The sequence below is a fragment of the Streptomyces sp. L500 genome (genome assembly GCF_054551825.1).
The window spans coordinates 123,832-146,707 of record NZ_JBTOLC010000005.1; the positions used below are offsets into that span (position 1 = coordinate 123,832).

Genomic DNA, 22,876 nt, shown 5'->3' on the forward strand with positions numbered 1-22,876 from the left:
AACTGAGAGGAATCATGCCGGTCGAGGGGGCCCACGCGCGCGGCGACGCGGCGCGGTTGACGCCTGTTCGAACCCGGTACTGTCGGCGGCGATGGACAAGACCCTGATCGTCACGAACGACTTCCCGCCCCGCCCCGGCGGCATCCAGGCATTCCTCCACAACATGGCGTTGCGTCTGGACCCGGCGAGCATCGTCGTCTACGCCTCCACCTGGAAGCGGAGCGAGGAGGGCCGCGAGGCCACCGCGCGCTTCGACGCCGAGCAGCCCTTCCCGGTGGTCCGCGACCGGACGACCATGCTGCTGCCCACGCCCCGGGTGACCCGGCGCGCGGCCGAGCTGCTGCGGGAGCACGGCTGTACGTCGGTGTGGTTCGGGGCGGCCGCGCCGCTGGGGCTGATGGCGCCCGCGCTGCGGCGGGCCGGGGCCCGGCGGCTGGTGGCCACCACCCACGGTCACGAGGCGGCGTGGGCCCAGTTGCCGGGCTCGCGGCAACTGCTGCGCAGGATCGGCGAAGGCGTCGACACGATCACCTATCTGGGGGAGTACACGCGGTCCCGGATCGCCTCCGCGCTGACGGACGAGGCGGCGGCCCGCATGACGCAACTGCCGCCCGGCGTGGACGAGAAGACCTTCCACCCGGCATCCGGCGGCGCCGAGGCCCGGGCGCGGCTCGGGCTCGCGGACCGGCCGGTCGTGGTGTGCGTCTCCCGGCTCGTCCCCCGCAAGGGCCAGGACACCCTGATCGAGGCCATGCCCCGGATCCTCGCGGCCGTGCCCGACGCGGTGCTGCTGATGGTCGGCGGCGGCCCCTACGCGGACGACCTGCGCGAGCTCGCCGACAGGACCGGTGTCGCCCACGCGGTCCGCTTCACCGGGCCCGTCCCCTGGGAGGAGCTGCCCGCCCACTACGGCGCCGGAGACGTCTTCGCGATGCCCTGCCGGACGCGCCGGGGCGGCCTGGACGTCGAGGGGCTCGGCATCGTCTACCTGGAGGCGTCCGCGACGGGCCTGCCGGTGGTCGGCGGCGACTCGGGAGGCGCCCCGGACGCGGTGCTGGAGGGGGAGACGGGCTATGTCGTGCGCGGCGGCTCCGCCGAGGAGGCGGCCGACCGGATCGTCACCCTGCTGAACGACCCGGAGCTGCGCCGCCGCATGGGCGAACGCGGCCGGGCGTGGGTGGAGGAGCGCTGGCGCTGGGATCTGCTGGCGGAGCGCCTGAAGGAACTCCTCTGACAATGGGTAAGGGGCTCGCGCCATGGCGCGAGCCCCTTACCCATTGTCAGCCGGGTCACCCGTGGTAGATCGCCTCGATCTCGTCCGCGAAGTCCTTCGCGACGACGTTCCGCTTGAGCTTCAGCGACGGCGTCACATGGCCGGACGCCTCCGTGAACTGCGCGGGCAGGATGCGGAACTTGCGCACCGACTCGGCCTTGGAGACCGCCGCGTTGCCGTCGTCCACCGCCTTCTGCACGTCCGCGAGCAGCTCCGGGTCGTCGGCCAGCTCGGCGGCCGTGAGCCCGGCGGGCTTGCCGTGCTGCTCCAGCCAGCGCGGCAGGAAGTCCTCGTCCAGGGTGACCAGCGCGCCCACGAACGGGCGGCCGTCGCCGACGACCATGCACTCGGCGATCAGCGCGTGCGCCCGGATGCGGTCCTCGATCACGGCGGGGGCGACGTTCTTGCCGCCGGCGGTGACGATGATCTCCTTCTTGCGGCCGGTGATGCGCAGGAAGCCGTCCTCGTCGAGGGTGCCGAGGTCGCCGGTGTGGAACCAGCCGTCGGAGAGCGCCTCGGCCGTGGCCGCCTCGTTGTTCCAGTAGCCGGTGAACAGGTGCTCGCCGTGCAGGAGCACCTCGCCGTCGTCGGCGATCCGCACCACGGAGCCCGGCAGGGGCTGGCCGACCGTGCCGATCCTCGGCTTGTCCCACGGGTTGAAGGCGGTGGCGGCGCACGACTCCGTCAGGCCGTAGCCCTCCAGCACCGTGAAGCCGATGCCCCGGTAGAAGTGGCCCAGCCGTTCGCCCAGCGGGGCGCCGCCGGAGATCGCGTGGGTGGCGCGGCCGCCGAGGACCGCGCGCAGCTTGCCGTAGACCAGCTTGTCGAAGATCTTGTGCTTGAGCCGCAGGCCGAAGGAGGGGCCCGCCGCGGTGTCCAGCGCCCGGCTGTAGGCGATGGCCGTCTCGGCGGCCCTGTCGAAGACCTTGCCCTTGCCGTCGGCCTGGGCCTTGGCCCGGGCGCCGTTGTAGACCTTCTCGAAGACGCGCGGTACGCCGAGGACCAGCGTGGGGCGGAAGCCCTGGAGGTCGTCGGTGAGATTGCGGATGTCGCTGACCATGCCCAGCCGGATCGGGGCCATCACCGAGGCGATCTCGACCAGGCGGCCGAAGACGTGGGCGGCGGGCAGGAACAGCAGCACGGACGACTCGCCCACGTTGAACAGCGGCTTGAGCCGCTCGACGACGTTGCCGCACTCCGCGAAGAAGCTGCGGTGGGTGAGCACACAGCCCTTGGGACGGCCCGTGGTGCCGGAGGTGTAGACGATGGTCGCGGGCGAGTCCGCGGTCGCCAGCGCGCTGCGCTCGTCCACCGCCTCGTCCGTCAGCGCCTCGCCCGCGGCCCGCAGCCGGTCCAGGGCGCCGCGCTCGATCTGCCAGATGTTGGCGAGGTCCGGCAGCCGGTCGCGCACGGACTCGACCGCCGCCTCGTGCGCCGGCGTCTCCACCAGGCAGGCCACGGCGCCGGAGTCGCCGAGGATCCACTGGATCTGCTCGGGGGAGCTCGTCTCGTAGACCGGCACGGTCACCGCGCCCGCGCTCCAGATGGCGAAGTCCAGCAGCGCCCACTCGTAGCGGGTGCGCGACAGCAGGCCGATCCGGTCGCCCGGCTCGATCCCCGCGGCCATCAGTCCCTTGGCGACGGCCCGCACCTCGGCCAGGAAGCCCTCGGCGGTGACGTCCTCCCAGCGGTCGTCGACCTTGCGCCCTATGACGGCCACCTCGGGGTGGAGTGCGGCGTTCCGGCGGATGAGATCCGTCAGGTTGCCGTCGGCGGGGACCTCGTACAGGGCCGGAAGGCTGAACTCGCGCAAGACTGCTGCTCCTCGTCGGGCGCCGGCGCCGCCGCGTCTTCGAGGGGCGCTGCGTCGGCTGCGGTCCATTGATCAGGCAGGGGGATGCTGGACAGCGTGGACTGCCCGGACGTTACCCACCAGTACGGATTTCGAACAGAGGGTCGTGCCCAGATGTTCCATGCGTCACATGCCACGGGACCGCTCCCCGCACCCTAGCCCCTAGGCCAGGTGACCGGGAAGTAACCGCAGGTCGGGACCCTTCCGGAGGCCCCGCCGCAACACCTAGGGTGATCCGTATGCGAGTCCATGTGGTCAGCGACGTGCACGGCAACGCCGAGGGGCTGGCGCGCGCGGGAGACGGCGCCGACGCCCTCGTCTGTCTCGGCGACCTGGTCCTCTTCCTCGACTACGCCGACCACTCGCGCGGCATCTTCCCCGAGCTGTTCGGCGTCGAGGCCGCCGACCGGATCGTCGAGCTGCGCACCGCCCGCCGCTTCGAGGAGGCCCGCACCCTCTCCCGGGCGCTGTGGGAGGGCATCGACCGCGAGCGGGCCGTCGAGGAAGCGGTGCGCAAGCAGTACGCCGAGCTCTTCGCCGCCTTCCCCACCCCCACCTACGCCACCTACGGCAATGTGGACATCCCCAGCCTCTGGCCGGAATTCGCCCGCCCCGGCACCACCGTCCTCGACGGCGAGCGCGTCGAGATCGGCGGCCTCGTCTTCGGCTTCGTCGGCGGCGGCCTCCGTTCCCCCATGCGCACCCCCTACGAGATCGACGACGAGGTCTACGCCGCCAAGCTCGCCGCCCTCGGCGAGGTCGACGTGCTCTGCTCCCACATCCCGCCCGACGTCCCCGAGCTCTGCTACGACACCGTCGCCCGCCGCTTCGAACGCGGCAGCGCGGCCCTGCTGGAGACCATCCGCGCCACCCGCCCCAGATACGCGCTCTTCGGCCATGTCCACCAGCCGCTGGCGCGCAGAATGCGCATCGGGGCGACCGAATGCGTCAACGTCGGCCACTTCGCCTCCACCGCGACACCCTGGGTGCTGGAGTGGTGACTCGCGGCGGGAGGTAGCCTTCACCGGCAGACCTTTCAGCTGACCATTCACCAGGGCGCGCACCGGTACGGAGGAGCCACACAGATGGCCGAACACACCAGCTCGAGCATCACGATCGAGGCGACGCCGGACGAGGTCATGGCGGTCATCGCCGACTTCGGCCGTTACTCGGAGTGGACGGGCGAGGTCAAGCAGGCCGAGGTGCTCGAGACGGACGAGCAGGGCCGCGCCAGCAAGGTGCGCCTGGTCCTGGACGCCGGCGCCATCAAGGACGACCACACCCTCAACTACAGCTGGCCCTCGCCCGGCGTCGTCGAGTGGTCCCTGGACAAGTCCCAGATGCTGCGCCAGCTCGACGGCTCGTACAGCCTGGAGCCCGAGGCGGGCGGCAAGCACACCAAGGTGACGTACACCCTCACCGTCGATGTGAAGATCCCGATGCTCGGCATGATCAAGCGCAAGGCGGAGAAGGTCATCATCGACCGCGCCCTCGACGGCCTGAAGACCCGCGTCGAGAGCGGCGCCGCGTCCTGACGCCCTGACCTCCACGCATTACTCCGCCCGGAAGGCTCTCCTTGCGCACGGTCCTCGTCACCGGTCCCGGCGGCGCGGGCCGCACCACCGTCGCGGCGGCCACCGCGCTGGCCGCCGCCCGCGCGGGACGCCGGACACTGCTGCTCACCAGCGACCGCGGCCCCGCCCCGGACGCCGTCCTCGGCACCGCCCTCCCCACCGGGGGCGCCGACGACGGCCGGGGCGGACCGTGGGCGCCGCCCGTGGCCGCCGCCCCCGGACTGTGGGCCGCGCGCGTGGCCCCGGCCGCCCACTTCCGCGCCCTGGCCGGCGAGCTCCAGGAACGCGGCGCCGCCGTCTTCGACCTCCTGGGCGCCACCCCCCTCGACCCCGAGGAGCTCACCGAACTCCCCGGCGCCGAACCCCTGGCCCTCCTCGCCGCCCTCCGGGCCGCCCACAACGAGCCGGACCGCTGGGACCTGCTCGTCGTCGACATGCCGCCCCTGCTGCAGACCGTGGCCCTGCTGGGCCTCCCCGAGCAGCTCGGCCGCTATCTGCGCCGCCTCCTGCCCCCCGAGCGCCAGGCCGCCCGCGCGCTGCGCCCCATGCTCGCCCAGCTCGCCGGCGTGCCCATGCCCGCCCAGCGGCTCTACGAGACCGCCGAACGCTTCCAGCGGGAGCTGGCCGCCGTCCGCGACGTCCTGGAGGCGCCCGGCACGACCGTACGGCTCGTCGCCGAACCCGGCCCGCAGGCCCTCGCCGCCCTCCGCACCGCCCGCGCCGGGCTCGCCCTCCAGGGCTGCCGGATCGATTCGCTCGTGGCGAACCGGCTGCTGCCCGAGGACTCCACCGACCCCTGGCTGGCCGCCCTCGCCGCCGAGCGGCGCGGCGCCCATAAGACGCTGTGCGACGAGTTCCTCGCCGACGGCGTCACCGTCCGCGAACTGCCCCACCTCGGCCGCGCCCCCCAGGGCCTCGCGGACCTGGAGCTCCTCGCCGCCCGCGCCACCCTGCCCGCCGCGGACCGGCCGCCCGCCGAACCCTGGGCCGTCGAGGACCGCCTCGCCGCCGACGGCATGCTGATCTGGCGTATCCCGCTGCCCGGCGCCACCCGCGAGGGCCTCGGCCTCGTCCGCCGGGGCGACGAACTCGTCGTCTCCGCCGGTCCGTTCCGCCGCGTCCTCACCCTGCCCTCCGCGCTGCGCCGCTGCGGCGTCGCGGGGGCCGGGCTGCACGACGGCGAGCTGTGCGTGCGTTTCGTCCCCGACCCCGGCCTGTGGCCCCGGACACCCTGACCGGGACGCCCGGAACGGCCCGGCGTCGGTCGGGTAACGTCGAAGGAAAATCCAGCCAGCGGGAGTCCGTCATGAGCGAAGCCACCGAGCGCCCCGGCCCCGGCCAGGCGCCCGACCCCGACGCCTGGGAGCGGGCCTGCGCCGAGGACCTCGCCGCCGAGAACACCCGCCGCGCGGCCGGCGGACCGGGCGAGCAGCCCGGCAGCGCCGCCGAGGAACTGCGCAGACTCGTCGAGGCCGTGGCCGGCAAGGTCACCGACCGGCTGCCGCTCGCGGGCGCGGCCGCGCAGGGAGCCGTGCGCGAGATCGTCGAGACGGCCAAGGCGGCCGCCCTGCCCGTCATCGAGCGCAACCCCCAGGTCTTCGACCACCTGGCCGCCGCCGGCTCCGAACTGCTGGCCGCCTACCGCGCCGCCGTGACGGGACAGGAGGCGCGCTGGACCCGCGACGAACCGGCGCACGAGCCCCCCGCGCCCCGCGCGGGAGAGGCCGAGCCGCGCGAGGGCGAGGCGAGGAACGGGGGGAGCGAGCGCATCGACCTCGACTGATCCCGCCCTCCGGTACGGTTACTCCTGGCGGGGTTCGAGCGAAAAACCGAGGTACACATGGGACTCACCATCGGCGTCGACATCGGCGGCACGAAGATCGCGGCCGGCGTGGTCGACGAAGAGGGCTCGATCCTCGCGACGTGCAAAGTGCCGACCCCGGACACCCCCGAGGGCGTGATCGACGCGATCGCCGACGCGGTCCGCACGGTCAGCGAGGGCTTCGAGGTCGAGGCCGTCGGCATCGGCGCCGCCGGCTACGTGGACGACAAGCGGGCCACGGTCCTCTTCGCCCCGAACATCAACTGGCGGCACGAGGCGCTCAAGGACAAGGTCGAGCAGCGCGTCGGCCTCCCCGTCGTCGTCGAGAACGACGCCAACGCCGCCGCCTGGGGCGAGTACCGCTTCGGCGCCGGCCAGGGCCACGACGACGTCATCTGCATCACCCTCGGCACCGGCCTCGGCGGCGGCATCATCATCGGCAACAAGCTCCGCCGCGGCCGCTTCGGCGTGGCCGCCGAGTTCGGCCACATCCGCGTGGTGCCGGACGGGCTGCTCTGCGGCTGCGGCAGCCAGGGCTGCTGGGAGCAGTACGCGTCGGGCCGCGCGCTCGTCCGCTACGCCAAGCAGCGCGCCCAGGCCACCCCGGAGAACGCGGAGATCCTGCTGGGCCTCGGCGACGGCACCGTCGAGGGCATCGAGGGCAAGCACATCAGCGACGCCGCCCGCCAGGGCGACCCGGTCGCCATCGACTCCTTCCGCGAGCTCGCCCGCTGGGCCGGCGCGGGCCTGGCCGACCTGGCCTCGCTCTTCGACCCCTCGGCGTTCATCGTCGGCGGCGGCGTCTCCGACGAGGGCGACCTCGTCCTCGACCCGATCCGCAAGTCCTTCCGCCGCTGGCTCGTCGGCGGACAGTGGCGCCCCCACGCACAGGTGCTCGCCGCCCAGTTGGGCGGCAAGGCCGGCCTGGTGGGAGCGGCCGACCTGGCCCGTCAGGGCTGAACCTGGGACGAGTTCCTTGAGCGGAGGGGCGATGCTCGCGGACCTGCCGGAATCCTCGACCGAAGCGGACGGGTCCGTGGTCCGCGTGCTCTCCTACAACATCCGCTCCATGCGTGACGACGTCGCGGCGCTGTCCCGGGTCATCCGGGCCTGTGCGCCCGACGTCGTCTGCGTTCAGGAGGCGCCGCGCTTCTTCCGCTGGCGCAAGGCGGCCGCCCGCCTCGCCCGGGAGTCGGAGCTGGTGTACGTCACCGGTGGCGGCACCGCCTCGGGACCGATGATCCTCGCCTCGCTGCGCGCCCATGTGGAGCACGCGGAGGACGTGCTGCTGCCCCGGCGCCGCGGGCTCCACCAACGGGGGCTGGCCACGGCCGTCCTGCGCTTCGGCCGGGCCCGGCTGGGCGTCGTCAGCTGCCACTTGAGCATCGACGCGGACGAGCGGTACGCGCAGGGACGGCTGTTGCTGGAGCGGGTACGGGGGCTGGAGGTGCCGCACGCCGTCGTGGCGGGCGACCTCAACGACCGGCCCGACGGGCGGACGTTCGGCCTGCTGGCGGGGGAACTCCAGGACGGATGGGCCGTCAAGCCGTGGGGGCGCGAGCACACGACGCGGCTCGGGGACCCGCTCCAGCGGATCGACGCGGTCTTCGCGACCGGGGGCGTCGAGGTGCTGGGGTGCGGGGTGCCGATGGGGTTGGCGGGGGTGAGCGAGGCGGATCTGCGATCCGCCACGGATCACCTGCCGGTGCTGGCGGCTCTGCGGGTGCCGACCGCTCCCTGATCGGCTAAACCACCGCTCCGCGGCCCGGGTCGTCATCGTCCTCGTCGCCGTCCTTCATGCGCAGGACGAGCGTGGCGAAGCCGCCCAGGAAGCCGCCCACGCCCAGCGTCGTCACCCACCAGGTCAGCTCCTGGCGCAGCAGCACCATGACGAGCAGCAGCAAGGGGCCGCCGAGGACCGCGAGCCAGGCGAAGCGGGAGGTGACGTCGCCCGTGGGCAGGGGCGGGGGCTCCGGCGGGACGAAGTGGCCCTCGTCCGCCGCCGGGGCGCCGGCGCCGGTGTCGGTGGGACCGGACTCCGGCTCCGGCATGGTCCAGTCGCGCGGGCCGATGCCCGGGGCGAAGACGACGGAGCCGCCCGGCCGCTCGGGCGCGGCCGGCGGGGGCTTCTCCTCGGGGGCCGACTCCGGCCGGGCCGGCTCCGGCGCGGCGTCCTTCGCCTCGTCCAGGTCGCCGGTCGCGGGCCAGCGGCCCTTCTCCGGGTCGGGCTGCTCGCCGTAGGCGGCGACGAGCTCGGCCCAGGCGCGGTCCTCGTCCAGGGGGTCGCGGCTGTCGTCGCGGTCGCGGTTCGCGTCGGGCTCAGCCATGGGACGCCGCCGCGGGGGAGCCGGCGAGCCGGCTGATGAACGCGTGGGTCTCCTCGAAGATCGTCTCCGCGTCGTGGTCCAGGGTGGCCACGTGGTAGCTCTTCTCCAGCAGCCGCTCGGTGACGTCCAGGGAGGAGACCCGGGACAGGATGCGCGCGGAGTCGGCCGGCGGCACCACATGGTCCTGGGGGCTGCGCATCAGCAGCAAGGGCTGCGTGACCTGCGGCAGTTCGGTGTCGAGCTTCCGCAGGAAGCCGCGGAAGGAGTGCGCCGCGTGGAGCGGCACCCGGTCGTAGCCGGTCTCCTCGATGCCCGGCTTGGCTATGTCGCTGGCGATGCCCTTGGTCGTCGGCACGAGGTGGCGCATCACCGGCAGGGTCCGGGCGGCCAGGCCGTGCACCTTGTTGGCGGGGTTGACCAGGACGACGCCGGAGACGGCCGCCCCGTGGCGGGCCGCGAGGCGCAGCGTCAGGGCGCCGCCCATGGACAGCCCGCAGACGAAGACCCGGGAGCACCGCTCCCGCAGCCTCCACAGCTCACGGTCGACCTCCGCGTACCAGTCCTGCCAGCCGGTGATCGCCATGTCCTGCCAGCGGGTGCCGTGCCCGGGCAGCAGGGGAAGCGAGACCGTCAGGCCCCGCTCCGCGAGATAATTGGCCCAGGGCCTTACGGACTGCGGGGAACCGGTGAAGCCGTGACACACGAGGACGCCGACCTCTCCGCCGTCATGGCGGAACGGCTCGGCTCCGGGGAGGAGCGGCACCGGGATCTCCGATCAAGGGAACGAGACAACGGACAACGAGAGGGTCTGGCCCTCAGCCTACGCGGAGCGCCGCACGGCGGGTAGGCAGGTTAAGGTCTCCTCGTCACACACAGGAGGTTCTCGGTTGTTCTACGGCGCAATGAAGCTGTCCATCGGCGGGTCGCTGAAGCTTGCCTTCCGGCCGTGGGTGGAGGGCTTGGAGAACATCCCGGCCGAGGGGCCCGCGATCCTCGCGAGCAACCACCTGTCGTTCTCGGACTCCTTCTTCCTTCCCGCGGTACTGGATCGCAAGATCACGTTCATCGCCAAGCAGGAATACTTCACCTCCCCCGGGGTCAAGGGGAAGCTGACGGCGGCGTTCTTCAAGGGCGTCGGCCAGCTCCCGGTCGACCGTTCCGGTGCCCGTGGTGCCGGTGAGGCCGCGATCAAGAGCGGTATCGAGGTGCTGGAGCGCGGTGAGCTCTTCGGTATCTACCCGGAGGGCACCCGTTCCCCGGACGGCCGTCTCTACCGCGGCAAGCCGGGCGGGCTCGCCCGGGTGGCGCTGGCCACCGGCGCGCCCGTGATCCCGGTCGCCATGATCGACACGGAGAAGGTGCAGCCGCCCGGGAAGGTCCTGCCGAAGATGATCCGGCCGGGCATCCGGATCGGAAAGCCGCTGGACTTCAGCCGTTACCACGGCATGGACGGCGACCGCTTCATCCTCCGCTCGGTGACCGACGAGGTCATGTACGAGATCATGAAGCTCTCCGGCCAGGAGTACGTCGACATCTACGCGACCGCCGCCAAGCGGCAGATCGCGGAGGAGGCGAAGAAGAAGGCCGAGGAGGAGAAGGCGGCCAAGGCCGCCGGCCTCGACAAGGCCGACTCGACGGAGAAGGCGGAGAAGACGGAGGACAAGCCCGAGGCGTAGCCGCCCGGGCCTCGGGGGGTCACGTCACATGACACAGCGCACCGGCACCGGGCGCCCGCGTGCCGTGCGGATGTCGGTGGAGCTGCCGCTGTGGCGTGCCCTCACCGGCTACCGCATTCTGACGCTCGGCTACGCGCTGGCCCTGTTCTGCGTCAACTACCACGAGTACGCCCACCCGCTCGGCGCGGCGCTCTACATGGGCGTACTCACCCTGTGGATGCTGCTGACCTGGAACAAGGTCTCGGCCCCCGAACGCTGCACCAGGTCCTTCCTGATCGCCGATCTGAGCATCGCGCTCGGCGGAGTCCTGCTCAGCGCCGTCGTCGACTCCGCCCAGCGCGTCGACGGAGGCGCGGCCACCCTCCCGTCCATCTGGACGGGCGGCGCGGTACTGGGCCTGGCCATCAAGGGCGGCTGGCGCTGGGCGGCCGTCGGCTCCACGCTGGTCGCCGTCGCCAATCTCGTCGAGCGCGGCCACCCGGCCCGGGACACCGTCCACAACGTGCTCCTGGTCTGGGTCTCCAGCATCGCCATCGGCTACATCGTCGAGGTCGCCCGCGCCAGTGAGCGCACCCTCGCCCGCGCCCTCCAGATCGAGGCCGCCACCCGGGAGCGCGAGCGCCTCGCCCGCGACATCCACGACAGCGTCCTCCAGGTCCTCGCCATGGTGCAGCGCCGGGGCGCGGCCCTCGGCGGCGAGGCGGCCGAGCTGGGCCGGCTGGCCGGCGAGCAGGAGATCGCCCTGCGCACCCTGGTCGCGGGCGGCCTGGTGCCCCGGAGCCGCTCGGAGGCGGACCTCGGCCTCGTCGAGGACGCCGGGCAGCCCGCCGGCGCCGCCGAGCCCGCCCCGCCCGCCGGCCCCTGCGACCTGCGGGCACTGCTCGCCCCACGGGCGGGCGCCGCCGTCACCTTCTCCGGGCCCGGCACGCCCGTGCTGCTGGAAGCGGCCGCGGCGGCGGAGCTCGCGGCCGCCGTCGGTGCCGCCCTGGACAATGTCACCCAGCACGCCGGAACGGCCGCACGGGCCTGGATCCTGCTGGAGGACGAACCGGACGAGGTGATCGTCACCGTGCGGGACGACGGCCCGGGCATCCCCGAGGGACGGCTGGCGGCCGCCGAACGGGAGGGACGCATGGGCGTCGCCCTGTCCATCCGCGGCCGGCTGCGGGACCTCGGCGGCACCGCCGAGCTGCTCTCGGTGCCCGGGCAGGGCACCGAGGTCGAGATGAGAGTCCCACGGGGGAGCGAGAAGAGATGACGACGGAGACGACGGAGCCGACGGAGACGGGTGTGACGGAGGCGGACGCGGTGAAGGTCATGGTGGTCGACGACCACCCCATGTGGCGCGACGCCGTCGCCCGCGACCTGGCCGCCGCCGGGTACGACGTGGTGGCCACCGCCGGCGACGGCCCCCAGGCCGTGCGCCGGGCCCAGGCCGCCCTCCCCGACGTCCTGGTCCTCGACCTCAACCTGCCCGGCCTGCCCGGCGCGGCCGTCTGCAAGCAGCTCGTCGCCGACCGGCCCGAGCTGCGCGTCCTGGTGCTCTCCGCGAGCGGCGAGCACGCCGACGTCCTGGAGGCCGTCAAGTCCGGCGCCACCGGCTACCTCCTGAAGTCCGCCGGCGCGGAGGAGCTGCTGGACGCCGTCCGCCGCACGGCCGTCGGCGACCCCGTCTTCACCCCCGGCCTGGCCGGGCTGGTCCTCGGCGAGTACCGCAGGCTGGCCGCCGACCCCGCCCCCGCCGCCCCCGACGAGCCCGGGGCGCCCCGGCTCACCGACCGCGAGACGGAGGTCCTCCGCCTCGTCGCCAAGGGACTGTCGTACAAGCAGATCGCCGAACGGCTGGTTATTTCCCACCGGACGGTGCAGAACCATGTGCAGAACACCTTGGGCAAGCTCCAGCTGCACAACCGCGTGGAGCTCGTCCGCTACGCGATAGAGCGAGGTCTCGACGACGCCTGACCGCGCGTTCCCGGCCGGGCGGCCCTTCGAGGCCCCCGGCGAACGGAAAGGTGTGTCATGCGGATCGGAGTGCTCACCGGCGGCGGCGACTGCCCCGGCCTCAACGCGGTCATCCGCGCGATCGTCCGCAAGGGCGTCCAGGACCACGGTCACGACTTCATCGGCTTCAAGGACGGCTGGCGCGGCCCCCTCCACGGCTCCGTCGTCCCCCTCGGCATCCCGGCGGTCCGCGGCATCCTGCCGCGCGGGGGCACGATCCTCGGATCCTCCCGGACCAACCCCTTCAAGGAACCCGACGGCGTCCGCCGCATCACGGAGAACCTCGCCGAGCACGAGGTGGACGCCCTGATCGCCATCGGCGGCGAGGACACCCTCGGCGTCGCGGCGCGGATCGGCACCGAGTACGGCGTCCGCTGCGTGGGCGTGCCCAAGACCATCGACAACGACCTCTCCGCCACGGACTACACCTTCGGCTTCGACACCGCCGTCAACATCGCCACCGAGGCCATCGACCGCCTCCACACCACCGCCGAGTCCCACATGCGGGTCCTCGTGGTCGAGGTCATGGGCCGGCACGCGGGCTGGATCGCGCTCCACTCCGGCCTGGCGGGCGGCGCCAACGTCATCCTCGTCCCCGAGGTGCGCTTCGACGTCGACGAGGTCTGCGGCTGGGTCACCTCCCGCTTCCGGGCCAGCTACGCGCCGATCGTCGTCGTCGCGGAGGGGGCCATGCCGCAGGACGGCGATCTGGTCCTCAAGAACGCCGCCACGCCCCTGGACTCCTTCGGGCACGTCCGGCTCTCAGGGGTGGGGGAGTGGCTGGCGAAGGAGATCGAGTCCCGCACGGGGAAGGAGGCACGGACGACCGTGCTGGGGCACGTGCAGCGTGGGGGGACGCCGAGCGCGTTCGACCGGTGGCTCGCCACGCGGTTCGGGCTGCACGCGATCGACGCCGTGCGGGACGGGGATTTCGGGACGATGGTCGCGCTTCGGGGCGCGGATATCGTCCGCGTTCCGTTGGCCGATGCGACGGCACGCCTGAAGACCGTGCCGGTCGCGCTTTACGAGGAGGCCAAGACGTTTTTCGGCTGACCCACCGTGGGGTTTCCGCGCCTTCGGCGCGGTCCTCCCCCACCCGCCCGCCCGATTGCCCCGGAACGCCGGGCGGGCGGGTGGGCGGAACCGCCGCGTCAGCGGCGGCTACACCAGGACGGCGGTCAGTAGCTCCGCCACGATCGCCGAGCCGTTCAGCGTCAGGACGGACTCCGGGTGGAATTGCACCCCCGCGAAGCCGGGCCCCCGCAGCGCGTGGACATCCCCCGTGCGGGGGTCCCCGCACAGCTCGACGCCGTCGGCCCCCGCGCCCCGCGCGGTGAACGTGTTGTAGAACCCCACCGTCTCCTCCCGCCCGAAGAAGTCGATCCGCTCCTGCGCCCCCTGGAACGGCACGTCCTTCCGGACGATCTCCAGCCCCAGCTCCGCCGCGATCAGCTCGTGCCCCAGGCACACGCCCAGCAGCCCGTGCCGGTGCCCCCGCAGCAGTTCCCCCGCCAGCCCGCGCAGCGTCCGCATCTTCGGGTCGGCCGCGTCCGAGGGGTTGCCCGGGCCGGGCCCCAGCACCACCGGGCCCTCGTGGCCCAGCGCCGCGTCCCGCAGCCCGGGCTCGTCGTAGCGCCGCACCGACACCGTCAGTCCCGAGGTGCGCAGAAGATGGGCGAGCATCGCCGTGAAGGTGTCCTCGCCGTCGACGACCAGAGCGTGCCCGCTCAGCGCGGGAGCGGAGTCGGCCCGGTGCATGCGCAGCCAGAAAGGCGCCAGGTCGGCTCGGCGCGCGTCCAGCGCGCTCCGTACCCGGGGGTCGTCGGCGAGCCGGACGTCCGGGGCCGTCGCCGGGCGTACCGGTCCTCGGCGCACGCCCAGGGCCGTCAGGACGCCCGCCGCCTTGGCGTGGGTCTCGGCGACCTCGCCGTGCGGGTCGGAGCGGCGCACCAGCGTCGCGCCGACGCCGACCCGGAGCCGGCCGTGGCGGTCGATGTCGGCGGTGCGGATGAGGATGGGCGAGTCCAGCGTCTGGGCGCCGCCCGCGTCCCGGCCGATCAGGGCGAGGGCGCCCGCGTAGTAGCCCCGGCCGTGGGGTTCGTGGCGCTCGATGACGCGGCAGGCGTTCTGCACGGGCGAGCCGGTGACGGTCGCGGCGAACATCGTCTCGCGCAGCACGTCGCGCACGTCCAGCGAGGAGCGGCCGCGCAGCTCGTACTCGGTGTGGGCGAGGTGAGCCATCTCGCGCAGCCGGGGGCCGACGACGACACCGCCCATGTCGCCGACGGTGCACATCATCTTCAGCTCCTCGTCGACGACCATCGAGAGCTCCTCCACCTCCTTGCGGTCGTGGAGGAAGCCGAGCAGGTCGTCGGCGGACGGGCCCCCGGCGGGATAGCGGTAGGTGCCGCTGATCGGGTTCATCACGACCGTGCCGCCCGCCATCCGCACGTGCACCTCGGGGCTGGCGCCCACCAGCGTGCGCTCGCCGGTGTGCACGACGTACGTCCAGTACGCCCCGCGCTCGCGGATGAGCAGCCGGCGGAAGAGGGCCAGCGCGTCGGCGGCCTGGAAGCCGTGGATCTCGCCCTCGAAGGTGCGGCGGATGACGAAGTTGGCGCCCTCGCCGGTGCCGATCTCGTCCTCGACGACGCGCCGGACGATCTCGGCGTACTCCTCGTCTGCCACGTCGAAGGCCCCGCCCTCCACCCGCACCTCGTGTGCGGGGAGCGCGCCGAGGACCTCGTCCAGCGGCAGCTCGTGGGCCGCCTCCGGCCGCAGGACCAGCAGGGGGGTGCCGTCGTCGCGGACGTCGAAGCCGCGCTCGCGGATCTGGCGGAAGGGCACGAGCGCCAGCGCGTCGTGCACGGGCGCGCCGCCGGCGGGCGCTCCTGCCGGGAGCGGGATGCCGGTCAGGTGCTCCACCTCGGCGACCGGGCCGGTGAGCAGTTCGACGACGCCCTCGGGGTGCCCGGGGGCGCGGCGGTGGAGCAGGGCGAAGGGCGGGTGGCCGGCGGCGGTGAGCCGGGCGAGGAGGGCGGCGGTACGGGACGCGGCACGGGACATTGGGCGGGTTCCTTCCTGGTGGGGGAGGAACGGCCCTTGTCCGGCGCCTTCAGACGCCGAAGGCCGCCCCTCGGGGCGGCCTTCGCGAGAGCGCTGGTGGGTACGCGCGTCAGTGGGCCGCCGAAGGAGCGGTCCACCACCAGAGCTGGTTGGAGAGCACGTACATGGGCGGCACAGTACCGGACGACCGGCGGGGATGTCGCCGGTTTTCGGGGATTCCGTCTCAGTCCGTGTCTCAGAGTCCGGTCCGGCCCTTGGGTCGCCGTCGCGACCCCGTAATGTTGAGGGCGTGACCGTGAACGCTGAAATCCACGCCGGTGGCAACACCTGGCGCTCCCTGCCCGCGGCGCAGCAGCCTGACTGGCCGGACCAAGAGGCTCTGCGCGATGTGATCGCCGAGCTCGAGTCCTATCCGCCCCTCGTCTTCGCGGGCGAGTGCGACCAGCTGCGCCAGCGTCTGGGAGCCGTCGCCCGTGGAGAGGCGTTCCTGCTGCAGGGCGGCGACTGCGCCGAGGCCTTCGACGCCGTCGGCGCCGACCAGATCCGCAACAAGCTCAAGACGCTCCTGCAGATGGGCGCGGTGCTCACGTACGCCGGTTCGGTGCCGGTCGTCAAGGTCGGCCGCATCGCCGGCCAGTACAGCAAGCCGCGTTCGAAGCCGACCGAGACCCGCGACGGCGTGACCCTGCCGACCTACCGCGGCGACTCCGTCAACGGCTTCGCCTTCACCGCCGAGGCCCGTACGCCGGACCCGCAGCGGCTGAAGCGGATGTACCAGGCCTCGGCCTCCACGCTGAACCTGGTGCGCGCCTTCACCACCGGTGGCTACGCCGACCTGCGCCAGGTCCACGCCTGGAACCAGGACTTCGTGAAGTCCTCGCCCTCCGGCCAGCGCTACGAGCAGCTGGCCCGGGAGATCGACCGCGCGCTGAACTTCATGAACGCCTGCGGGGTGGACCCGGAGGAGTTCAAGACCGTCGAGTTCTACGCCTCGCACGAGGCGCTGGTGCTGGACTACGAGTCCGCACTGACCCGTGTGGACTCGCGGACCGGGCAGCTGTACGACGTCTCGGGCCACATGGTCTGGATCGGTGAGCGCACCCGGCAGCTGGACGGGGCGCACATCGAGTTCGCCTCGAAGATCCGCAACCCGATCGGGGTGAAGCTCGGGCCGACGTCGACGCCCGAGGAGGCGCTCACCCTCATCGAGCGGCTCGACCCCGAGCGCGAGCCGGGCCGGCTGACGTTCATCACCCGGATGGGCGCGGACAAGGTCCGCGAGAAGCTCCCCACCCTGGTGGAGAAGGTCACCGCCTCCGGCGCCCAGGTGGCCTGGATCTGCGACCCGATGCACGGCAACACCTTCGAGGCGGCCTCGGGCCACAAGACCCGCCGCTTCGACGACGTGCTGGACGAGGTCAAGGGCTTCTTCGAGGTCCACAAGGCCCTCGGCACCCACCCGGGCGGCATCCACGTCGAGCTCACCGGTGACGACGTCACCGAGTGCGTGGGCGGCGGCGACGAGATCTTCGTCGACGACCTCCACCAGCGCTACGAGACGGCGTGCGACCCCCGCCTCAACCGCAGCCAGTCCCTGGACCTGGCGTTCCTCGTCGCCGAGATGTACCGCGACCAGTAGGAAAGATCTGTAGCGAGACGCCGTGGGGCGCGGATCGACGTGATCCGCGCCCCACGGCGTTGTCTTTCGGCCACCCGGACGGGTAAGGTAAGGGTTACCTTATTGATCAATAAGGTATTGGGCCCTTCTCGTTCCCCGGCAAGGCGGTGACCGCGTGTACGTCTGCTCGTGCTTCGGCATCACGGAGCAGCAGGTGCGCGAGCACGCGGACAAGGGGGCGTGCACGCCCCGCAAGATAGCCTCCGCCTGCAAGGCCGGCACCGACTGCGGCGGCTGTGTGCGCCGCATCCAGGCCCTCCTCGGCCGGGGCGCGTGCCCCCGCCGGGAGCTGGCCGACCAGGGGGGCGCCGACGTGCTGGGCGCCGACACGGCGCTCGTACCGGCCTCCGCGCCGGTCGCCGCCTAGCCGGCGCTGCCCGGCCCGCGCCGCCGGCCTAGTCGCTGCCGCCGTTCTCCTGCTCGATGAACTGGGCGATGTACAGCGGCTCACCGAGTTTCTCGATCAGCTCCAGCTGGGTGTCGAGATAATCGATGTGATCCTCCTCGTCCGCGAGGATCGACTCGAAGATATTGGCCGAGGTGATGTCGCCCTTGGCCCGCATGACCTCCACCCCGCGCCGCAGCCGGTCGATGGCCTCGACCTCGACCTGGCGGTCGGCCTGGAACATCTCGGTGATCGTCTGGCCGATCCGGACGTGGAAGAGCCGCTGATAGTTGGGCAGCGCCTCCAGGAAGATGATCCGGTCGGTCAGGGTCTCCGCGTGCCGCATCTCGTCGAAGGACTCGGCACGGGTATGCGAGGCGATCTTGGTCCAGCCGTGGTGTTCCTGGAGTTTGGCGTGCAGGAAGTACTGGTTGATGGCCGTCAGCTCGGCCGTCAGCTGTTCATTGAGGAACTCGATGACCTCGGGGTCTCCCTGCATCGCAGAGGCTCCTTCCCAGCAGGTGTCCAGCAGTTTGCGCGCATCCTCGCACCGCCCGGGGGAGCCGTCCAGTAAGTGCACACTTAGTGGGAGTTGCCCGGATATGGAGTGACGGGGCCCGCCGTGGGGCGTCCCCCGGTCATCAGCACCCCCACGGGTCTGACACCATTGAGCCATGGGGCTCTCGAAAAATACCGAAAGCCGCAAAGGGGAACATCTTCAGCTGCCTCCGGGGCAGCGGCTCCAGCGCGGATGGCCGGTGACGCACTACGGCCCGGTACCGAAGTTCAAGCCGGACCGCTGGGAGTTCCGTGTCTTCGGCTCGACCGCCGACGGCGACAAGCGCTGCTGGACGCACGACGAATTCTCCGCGCTGCCGTACACGACGGTGGTGGCGGACCTCCACTGCGTCACGAAGTACAGCATGCTCGACGCCGAGTGGGGTGGGGTTTCGGCCCGGACGATCCTCGAACTGGCGCCGCCCGCGCCCGAGGTCACGCATGTGATGGTGTGGGCCGAGTACGGCTACAGCTCGAATCTGAGGCTGTCCGACTTCATGGCGGAACAGACCATTTTCGCCACCCACAAGGACGGTGAACTCCTCACCGCCGAGCACGGCTTCCCCGCCCGGCTGGTCGTCCCGCACCTCTACGCCTGGAAGGGCCCCAAGTGGGTGCGCGGCGTGGAGTACATGACCACCGACCGGCGGGGCTTCTGGGAGGAGCGGGGCTACCACAACGTCGGCGACCCCTGGCGCGAGCAGCGCTACTCCTACCAGGAGCTGCCCGGCGAGGGCCCGGAGCTCTGAGGCGCCGCCGGGTCTCTCAGACCGGCTCGCGCAGCGCCTTCAGGCGGGCCACGTCGGCGGCGTGGCCCTCCTTGCCGCCGGGCGTCTCGATCGTCAGCGGCACGCCCGCCGTCTCCGGGTGGAGGAACAGCTCGGCGAAGGGCTCGGCGCCGATGTGGCCGGAACCGATGTTCTCGTGGCGGTCCTTGTGGGCGCCGACGACGTCCTTCGAATCATTGGCGTGAATCAGCCCCAGCCGCCCCGGGCCGGTCACGGCGACCAGCTCGTCGAGCGTCCGCTTCATCCCGCCGGGCTCCGCGAGGTCGTGCCCGGCCGCGAAGAGGTGGCAGGTGTCGAGGCAGACGCCCAGCTTCGGATGGTGCTCCAGCGCCTCGAAGTACGGGCCGAGGTCCTCGACCAGGGAGCAGAGCGAGGAACCCTGCCCGGCCGTGGGCTCCAGCAGCAGCCGGGGGTCGTCGTCGTGGGTGAGCTCCGCCAGCAGCGGCAGCAGCCGCTCGTGGACCTGCGCCAGCGCCTGCCCGCGCGGCCGCCCGCCGGTCGCCGAGCCGGTGTGGACGACGACGCCGAGCGCGCCGATCTCCCGGCCCCGGCGCAGTGAGTGCCGCAGCGAGTCCACGGACTTCTCGACGGTGGCCTCGGTGTGCGAGCCGAAATTGATCAGATAGGGGGCGTGGACGTAGGCCGGTACGCCCTCGGCGGCGCAGGCCGCCCGGAACTCCTCGTCCTGCCGGGGGTCGCCGGGCGGGGTCGCCCAGCCGCGCGGGTTGGCGACGAAGACCTGGACGGCCTCGGCGGCCAGCTCCCGCGCGTAGGCCAGGCCGACCCTGGCGAGCCCGCCGGCGACGGGGACATGACCGCCGACGGGATTGCGCGCCGGGCCGGGCAGGAGGTCGTGGGTATCGCTCATGACGCTCAGAAACCGCTCTTCAGCTTGATGACGATGGTGTCGCCCTTGGCCGCCTGCGAGCCGCCCCGCACGGACTGGCTGTCGACGGAGTCCTGCGGGAAGAAGAACGGCCGGTCGACCTTCACCTGGAAGCCCGCGGCGGTCAGGATCTGCTTGGCGACGGCCTCGCTCTTCCCGGTGACGTCCGGGACCGTGACCATCTCCCTGCCCTTGGAGATCGTGAGGGTGACGGTGTCGCCCTGGGCGGCCTTCTCGCCCTGGCCCGGGGACTGCTGGGCCACCGCGCCCTGCGGCTTGTCGGAGTACACCTGCGCGTCCGCGACCTTGACGTCGAAACCGGCGTCCCGCAGCGTGGCGGTGGCGTCCGCCTGCGGCATGCCCGTCACGTTCGGCACGGGGATCTGCTTGCCCTTGCTGACGACGACGGCCACGGCAGTGTCGGGCCGCAGCTCGGTGCCCGGCCTGGGGTCGGTGGACAGGACCGCGTCCTTGGGGGTCTCGTCGCTGAACTGCCGGGTGACGTCCCCGACCGTCAGGCCCTGGCCCTGGATCTTCTTCTTCGCCTCGTCGAGGGACAGCCCGGCGACATTGGGCACCTCGGCCTTCTGCGGGCCGCGCGAGACGGTGATGGTGACCTTGCCGGTGTTGCGGATGCGCTCGCCCGGCTTGGGGTCGGTGGCGATGACGTGGCCGCGCTCGACGGTGTCGCTGAACGCCTGCTGCGTCTTCACGCCGAGCCCGGCCTTGTCCAGCTCGGCCGTCGCCTTGTCCTGCGTCATGTCCAGGACCGCCGGCACGGAAGTGAACTGGCCGGAGTTGATGTACCAGACGCCGGTGCCCGCCAGCACGGCCAGCAACGCGGCCGCGACCGCGAGGACCCAGCGCCGGGACAGCCCCGCCAGCGGCCCCCGGCGCGGGCCGGGAGCGGGCGGGTGGGCGTGCCCGTGCCCGTGCGCGTGTTCGGGGGTCGGCGGTGGGGGCGGCGGCGTCGCCGGGAGCTCCAGCCGGGTGGTGCGGTTGAGCGCGTCCTCCTGGGCGGGCAGTGGCGCGGCCGGGCGGGGGATCACGCTCGTACGGTCCTCGGAACCGGCCGGGGCGGGGGTCGCCGCCCTCGGCGGGACCAGGTCCAGCTGCTCGTCGGACAGGGCCGCGCGCGCCTGGCGGAGCTGCCCCAGCAGGCCGGCCGCGTCGGCCGGGCGCAGCCGCGGGTCCCGGGCCGTGGCCGAGGCCACCAGGGCGTCCAGCTCCGGCGCGAGCCCCGGGACGGCGGCCGACGGGGCCGGCACGTCCTCGTGGAGGTGCTGGTAGAGGACCTGCGCGGGCGTGCCGCCGCTGTGCGGCTTGGCGCCGGTCAGCATCTCGTACAGGACGACGCCGCACGCGTAGACGTCCGCGCGGGGATCGGCCGTGCCCTGCTCGATCTGCTCGGGTGCGAGGTACGACACCGTGCCCAGGACGGCACCGGTGCTGCTCGTGGTGTTGGTGTCCACCGTGCGGACGAGCCCGAAGTCGGCGACCTTGACCCGGCCGTCGTCGCCGATGAGCACGTTCTCCGGCTTCATGTCCCGGTGCACCAGCCCCGCGAGGTGGGCGGCGCCCAGGGCGGCCAGCACCGGCTCGGCGATGTCGAGCGCGGCACGCGGGCCCAGGGCGCCGCGCTCGCGCAGGATGTCGCGGAGGGTGCAGCCCGCGACGTACTCCATCGCCAGATAGACGTACGCGCCGTCCGTGCCTTGGTCGAAGACGCTCACCACGTTGGGGTGGTCGAGCCGGGCGACGGATTTGGCCTCGCGGATGAAGCGCTCCACGAAGGCGGCGTCCGCGGCGAGCGAGGGGTGCATCACCTTCAGGGCGAGCACCCGGTCGAGCCGGGTGTCCAGGGCGCGGTAGACGGTGGCCATGCCGCCCACGGCGACTCGCGCCTCGACGCGGTAGCGGCCGTCGAGCAGCTGGTCGACAAGGGGGTCGGGCAGGGTCGTATCCACGGCACACGAGTCTACGAGTCGTTGCGACTGCGGCGGGCCGGGGCCGGATCCCGGGGGGCGGGCCGCGTTTCCGGGTGCGGCCCGGTGGCCCGGTTTGTGCCCACCTGTTCCGCCCTGCGGAACGCCTGCCCACAAACCGGGGGGTCCTAGGGGGCGCAGCCCCCTAGGAAACGGTGAAAGGGCGGGACCGGGGCCGGCTCGCCGCAGGCGCACCCGCGTCACGCGAACGCGGGCCGCTCCGGGTCCAGCATCGCCAAGCCCTCCGCAGGAGACGACGCCTCCGCGAAGTGCCGCCGCGGGATGCGCCCCGCGCGGTGGGCCAGCCGGCCCGCCTCGACCGCGTGCCGCATCGCCTCCGCCATGAGCACCGGCTCCTGCGCCCGCGTCACCGCCGACGCCAGCATCACCGCCGCGCACCCCAGCTCCATGGCCAGCGCCGCGTCCGACGCGGTGCCCGCGCCCGCGTCGAGGATCACCGGGACGGTGGCGCGCTCGGTGATCAGCTGGAAGTTGTGGGGGTTGCGGATGCCCAGGCCCGAGCCGATGGGCGCGCCCAGCGGCATGATCGCCGCGCAGCCGACGTCCTCCAGCTTCCGGGCCAGGACGGGGTCGTCGTTGGTGTACGGCAGCACGGTGAAGCCGTCGTCGACGAGGATCTCCGCCGCGTCCAGGAGCTCGATCGGGTCGGGCAGCAGGGTGCGCTCGTCGGCGATCACCTCCAGCTTGACCCAGTCCGTGCCGAGCGCCTCCCGGGCCAGCCGGGCGGTGAGGACCGCCTCGCCCGCCGTGAAGCAGCCCGCCGTGTTCGGCAGCACCCGGATGCCGTGCTTCTCCAGGACGGAGAGCACGGACCCCCGTACCGTCGCGTCCAGCCGCCGCATGGCGACCGTCGTCAGCTCCGTGCCGGAGGCGATGAGGGCGCGTTCCAGGACGTCCAGGCTGGGGGCACCACCCGTGCCCATGATCAGCCGGGAGGTGAACGGGGTGTCCGCGATGGTGAGCAGATCGTCCGCCATCTGTACT

22 protein-coding genes are annotated in these 22,876 nt (G+C 72.7%); 14 read left to right on the forward strand and 8 right to left on the reverse strand.

Annotated elements, in window-relative coordinates; all coding sequences use genetic code 11:
• The first annotated feature begins 91 nt into the window (after positions 1–91).
• Complete coding sequence (locus tag ACX9I7_RS08150; RefSeq protein ID WP_459386915.1) at positions 92–1,234, forward strand: glycosyltransferase family 4 protein; 1,143 nt, start codon at positions 92–94, stop codon at positions 1,232–1,234.
• 55 nt (positions 1,235–1,289) lie between these two features.
• Here ACX9I7_RS08150 and ACX9I7_RS08155 read toward each other — a convergent pair whose 3' ends face one another.
• Complete coding sequence (locus ACX9I7_RS08155; RefSeq protein ID WP_387574327.1) at positions 1,290–3,086, reverse strand: AMP-dependent synthetase/ligase; 1,797 nt, start codon at positions 3,084–3,086, stop codon at positions 1,290–1,292.
• A gap of 278 nt (positions 3,087–3,364) precedes the next feature.
• Between ACX9I7_RS08155 and ACX9I7_RS08160 the strand changes: the two genes are divergently transcribed.
• From ACX9I7_RS08160 to ACX9I7_RS08185, 6 genes are all read left to right on the forward strand, one after another.
• On the forward strand, positions 3,365–4,126 hold the full coding sequence (locus tag ACX9I7_RS08160; RefSeq protein WP_387574325.1) for a metallophosphoesterase family protein: 762 nt from the start codon (positions 3,365–3,367) through the stop codon (positions 4,124–4,126).
• Positions 4,127–4,210: 84 nt separating this feature from the next.
• Positions 4,211–4,660 (forward strand): SRPBCC family protein, encoded by a 450-nt coding sequence (locus ACX9I7_RS08165; RefSeq protein WP_189455289.1) that lies wholly within the window; start codon positions 4,211–4,213, stop codon positions 4,658–4,660.
• A 41-nt stretch (positions 4,661–4,701) separates the two neighbouring features.
• The gene (locus ACX9I7_RS08170; RefSeq protein WP_459386916.1) at positions 4,702–5,934 is read left to right on the forward strand and encodes an ArsA family ATPase; all 1,233 of its coding nucleotides are present in this window, start codon (positions 4,702–4,704) and stop codon (positions 5,932–5,934) included.
• A gap of 71 nt (positions 5,935–6,005) precedes the next feature.
• Entirely contained in the window at positions 6,006–6,482 is a 477-nt protein-coding gene (locus tag ACX9I7_RS08175) for a DUF5304 family protein (protein WP_387574320.1), read from the forward strand.
• 57 nt (positions 6,483–6,539) lie between these two features.
• Positions 6,540–7,481: an ROK family glucokinase gene (locus tag ACX9I7_RS08180; RefSeq protein WP_126913769.1), complete on the forward strand. Its 942-nt coding sequence runs from the start codon at positions 6,540–6,542 to the stop codon at positions 7,479–7,481.
• Between the two features lie 31 nt (positions 7,482–7,512).
• Positions 7,513–8,262 (forward strand): endonuclease/exonuclease/phosphatase family protein, encoded by a 750-nt coding sequence (locus ACX9I7_RS08185; RefSeq protein WP_459386917.1) that lies wholly within the window; start codon positions 7,513–7,515, stop codon positions 8,260–8,262.
• A gap of 4 nt (positions 8,263–8,266) precedes the next feature.
• Here ACX9I7_RS08185 and ACX9I7_RS08190 read toward each other — a convergent pair whose 3' ends face one another.
• Both ACX9I7_RS08190 and ACX9I7_RS08195 read right to left on the reverse strand, forming a co-directional pair.
• Complete coding sequence (locus tag ACX9I7_RS08190; protein WP_459386918.1) at positions 8,267–8,848, reverse strand: hypothetical protein; 582 nt, start codon at positions 8,846–8,848, stop codon at positions 8,267–8,269.
• Positions 8,841–9,611, reverse strand: coding sequence for an alpha/beta hydrolase (locus ACX9I7_RS08195; protein WP_387574313.1), 771 nt, complete (start codon positions 9,609–9,611; stop codon positions 8,841–8,843). Before ACX9I7_RS08195 ends, ACX9I7_RS08190 begins: the two co-directional genes overlap by 8 nt.
• A gap of 139 nt (positions 9,612–9,750) precedes the next feature.
• Here ACX9I7_RS08195 and ACX9I7_RS08200 point away from each other — a divergent pair, with 139 nt between their 5' ends.
• Genes ACX9I7_RS08200 through ACX9I7_RS08215 form a run of 4 tightly spaced genes read left to right on the forward strand, consistent with a single transcriptional unit; the run spans position 9,751 to position 13,578 of the window.
• Positions 9,751–10,524, forward strand: a complete 774-nt coding sequence (locus ACX9I7_RS08200) for a lysophospholipid acyltransferase family protein (RefSeq protein ID WP_387574699.1) — start codon at positions 9,751–9,753, stop codon at positions 10,522–10,524.
• Between the two features lie 28 nt (positions 10,525–10,552).
• On the forward strand, positions 10,553–11,782 hold the full coding sequence (gene macS / locus ACX9I7_RS08205) for a MacS family sensor histidine kinase (protein ID WP_459386919.1): 1,230 nt from the start codon (positions 10,553–10,555) through the stop codon (positions 11,780–11,782).
• Positions 11,779–12,486, forward strand: a complete 708-nt coding sequence (locus ACX9I7_RS08210) for a response regulator (protein ID WP_459386920.1) — start codon at positions 11,779–11,781, stop codon at positions 12,484–12,486. Before macS ends, ACX9I7_RS08210 begins: the two co-directional genes overlap by 4 nt.
• Before the next feature lie 57 nt (positions 12,487–12,543).
• Positions 12,544–13,578 (forward strand): 6-phosphofructokinase, encoded by a 1,035-nt coding sequence (locus ACX9I7_RS08215; protein ID WP_459386921.1) that lies wholly within the window; start codon positions 12,544–12,546, stop codon positions 13,576–13,578.
• A gap of 108 nt (positions 13,579–13,686) precedes the next feature.
• Here ACX9I7_RS08215 and ACX9I7_RS08220 read toward each other — a convergent pair whose 3' ends face one another.
• Complete coding sequence (locus ACX9I7_RS08220; protein ID WP_459386922.1) at positions 13,687–15,591, reverse strand: anthranilate synthase family protein; 1,905 nt, start codon at positions 15,589–15,591, stop codon at positions 13,687–13,689.
• Positions 15,592–15,880: 289 nt separating this feature from the next.
• Between ACX9I7_RS08220 and ACX9I7_RS08225 the strand changes: the two genes are divergently transcribed.
• Both ACX9I7_RS08225 and ACX9I7_RS08230 read left to right on the forward strand, forming a co-directional pair.
• A complete protein-coding gene (locus ACX9I7_RS08225; protein WP_189455272.1) occupies positions 15,881–17,230 on the forward strand; it encodes a class II 3-deoxy-7-phosphoheptulonate synthase in 1,350 nt (449 codons plus the stop codon).
• Between the two features lie 154 nt (positions 17,231–17,384).
• Positions 17,385–17,636: a (2Fe-2S)-binding protein gene (locus tag ACX9I7_RS08230; protein WP_387574302.1), complete on the forward strand. Its 252-nt coding sequence runs from the start codon at positions 17,385–17,387 to the stop codon at positions 17,634–17,636.
• A gap of 28 nt (positions 17,637–17,664) precedes the next feature.
• Here the strand turns inward: ACX9I7_RS08230 and bfr are convergent, their stop codons facing one another.
• Complete coding sequence (gene bfr / locus ACX9I7_RS08235) at positions 17,665–18,153, reverse strand: bacterioferritin (RefSeq protein WP_126913763.1); 489 nt, start codon at positions 18,151–18,153, stop codon at positions 17,665–17,667.
• 175 nt (positions 18,154–18,328) lie between these two features.
• Between bfr and ACX9I7_RS08240 the strand changes: the two genes are divergently transcribed.
• Positions 18,329–18,961, forward strand: a complete 633-nt coding sequence (locus ACX9I7_RS08240; RefSeq protein ID WP_387574300.1) for a sulfite oxidase-like oxidoreductase — start codon at positions 18,329–18,331, stop codon at positions 18,959–18,961.
• A 16-nt stretch (positions 18,962–18,977) separates the two neighbouring features.
• On the opposite strand, the gene ACX9I7_RS08245 is transcribed toward ACX9I7_RS08240, so the two are convergent.
• The 3 genes from ACX9I7_RS08245 to ACX9I7_RS08255 form a co-directional block, all read right to left on the reverse strand.
• On the reverse strand, positions 18,978–19,868 hold the full coding sequence (locus ACX9I7_RS08245; protein ID WP_387574298.1) for a deoxyribonuclease IV: 891 nt from the start codon (positions 19,866–19,868) through the stop codon (positions 18,978–18,980).
• A 5-nt stretch (positions 19,869–19,873) separates the two neighbouring features.
• Positions 19,874–21,853: a Stk1 family PASTA domain-containing Ser/Thr kinase gene (pknB, locus tag ACX9I7_RS08250; protein WP_459386923.1), complete on the reverse strand. Its 1,980-nt coding sequence runs from the start codon at positions 21,851–21,853 to the stop codon at positions 19,874–19,876.
• A gap of 218 nt (positions 21,854–22,071) precedes the next feature.
• Positions 22,072–22,869: a thiazole synthase gene (locus ACX9I7_RS08255; RefSeq protein WP_189455264.1), complete on the reverse strand. Its 798-nt coding sequence runs from the start codon at positions 22,867–22,869 to the stop codon at positions 22,072–22,074.
• Positions 22,870–22,876: the final 7 nt, after the last annotated feature.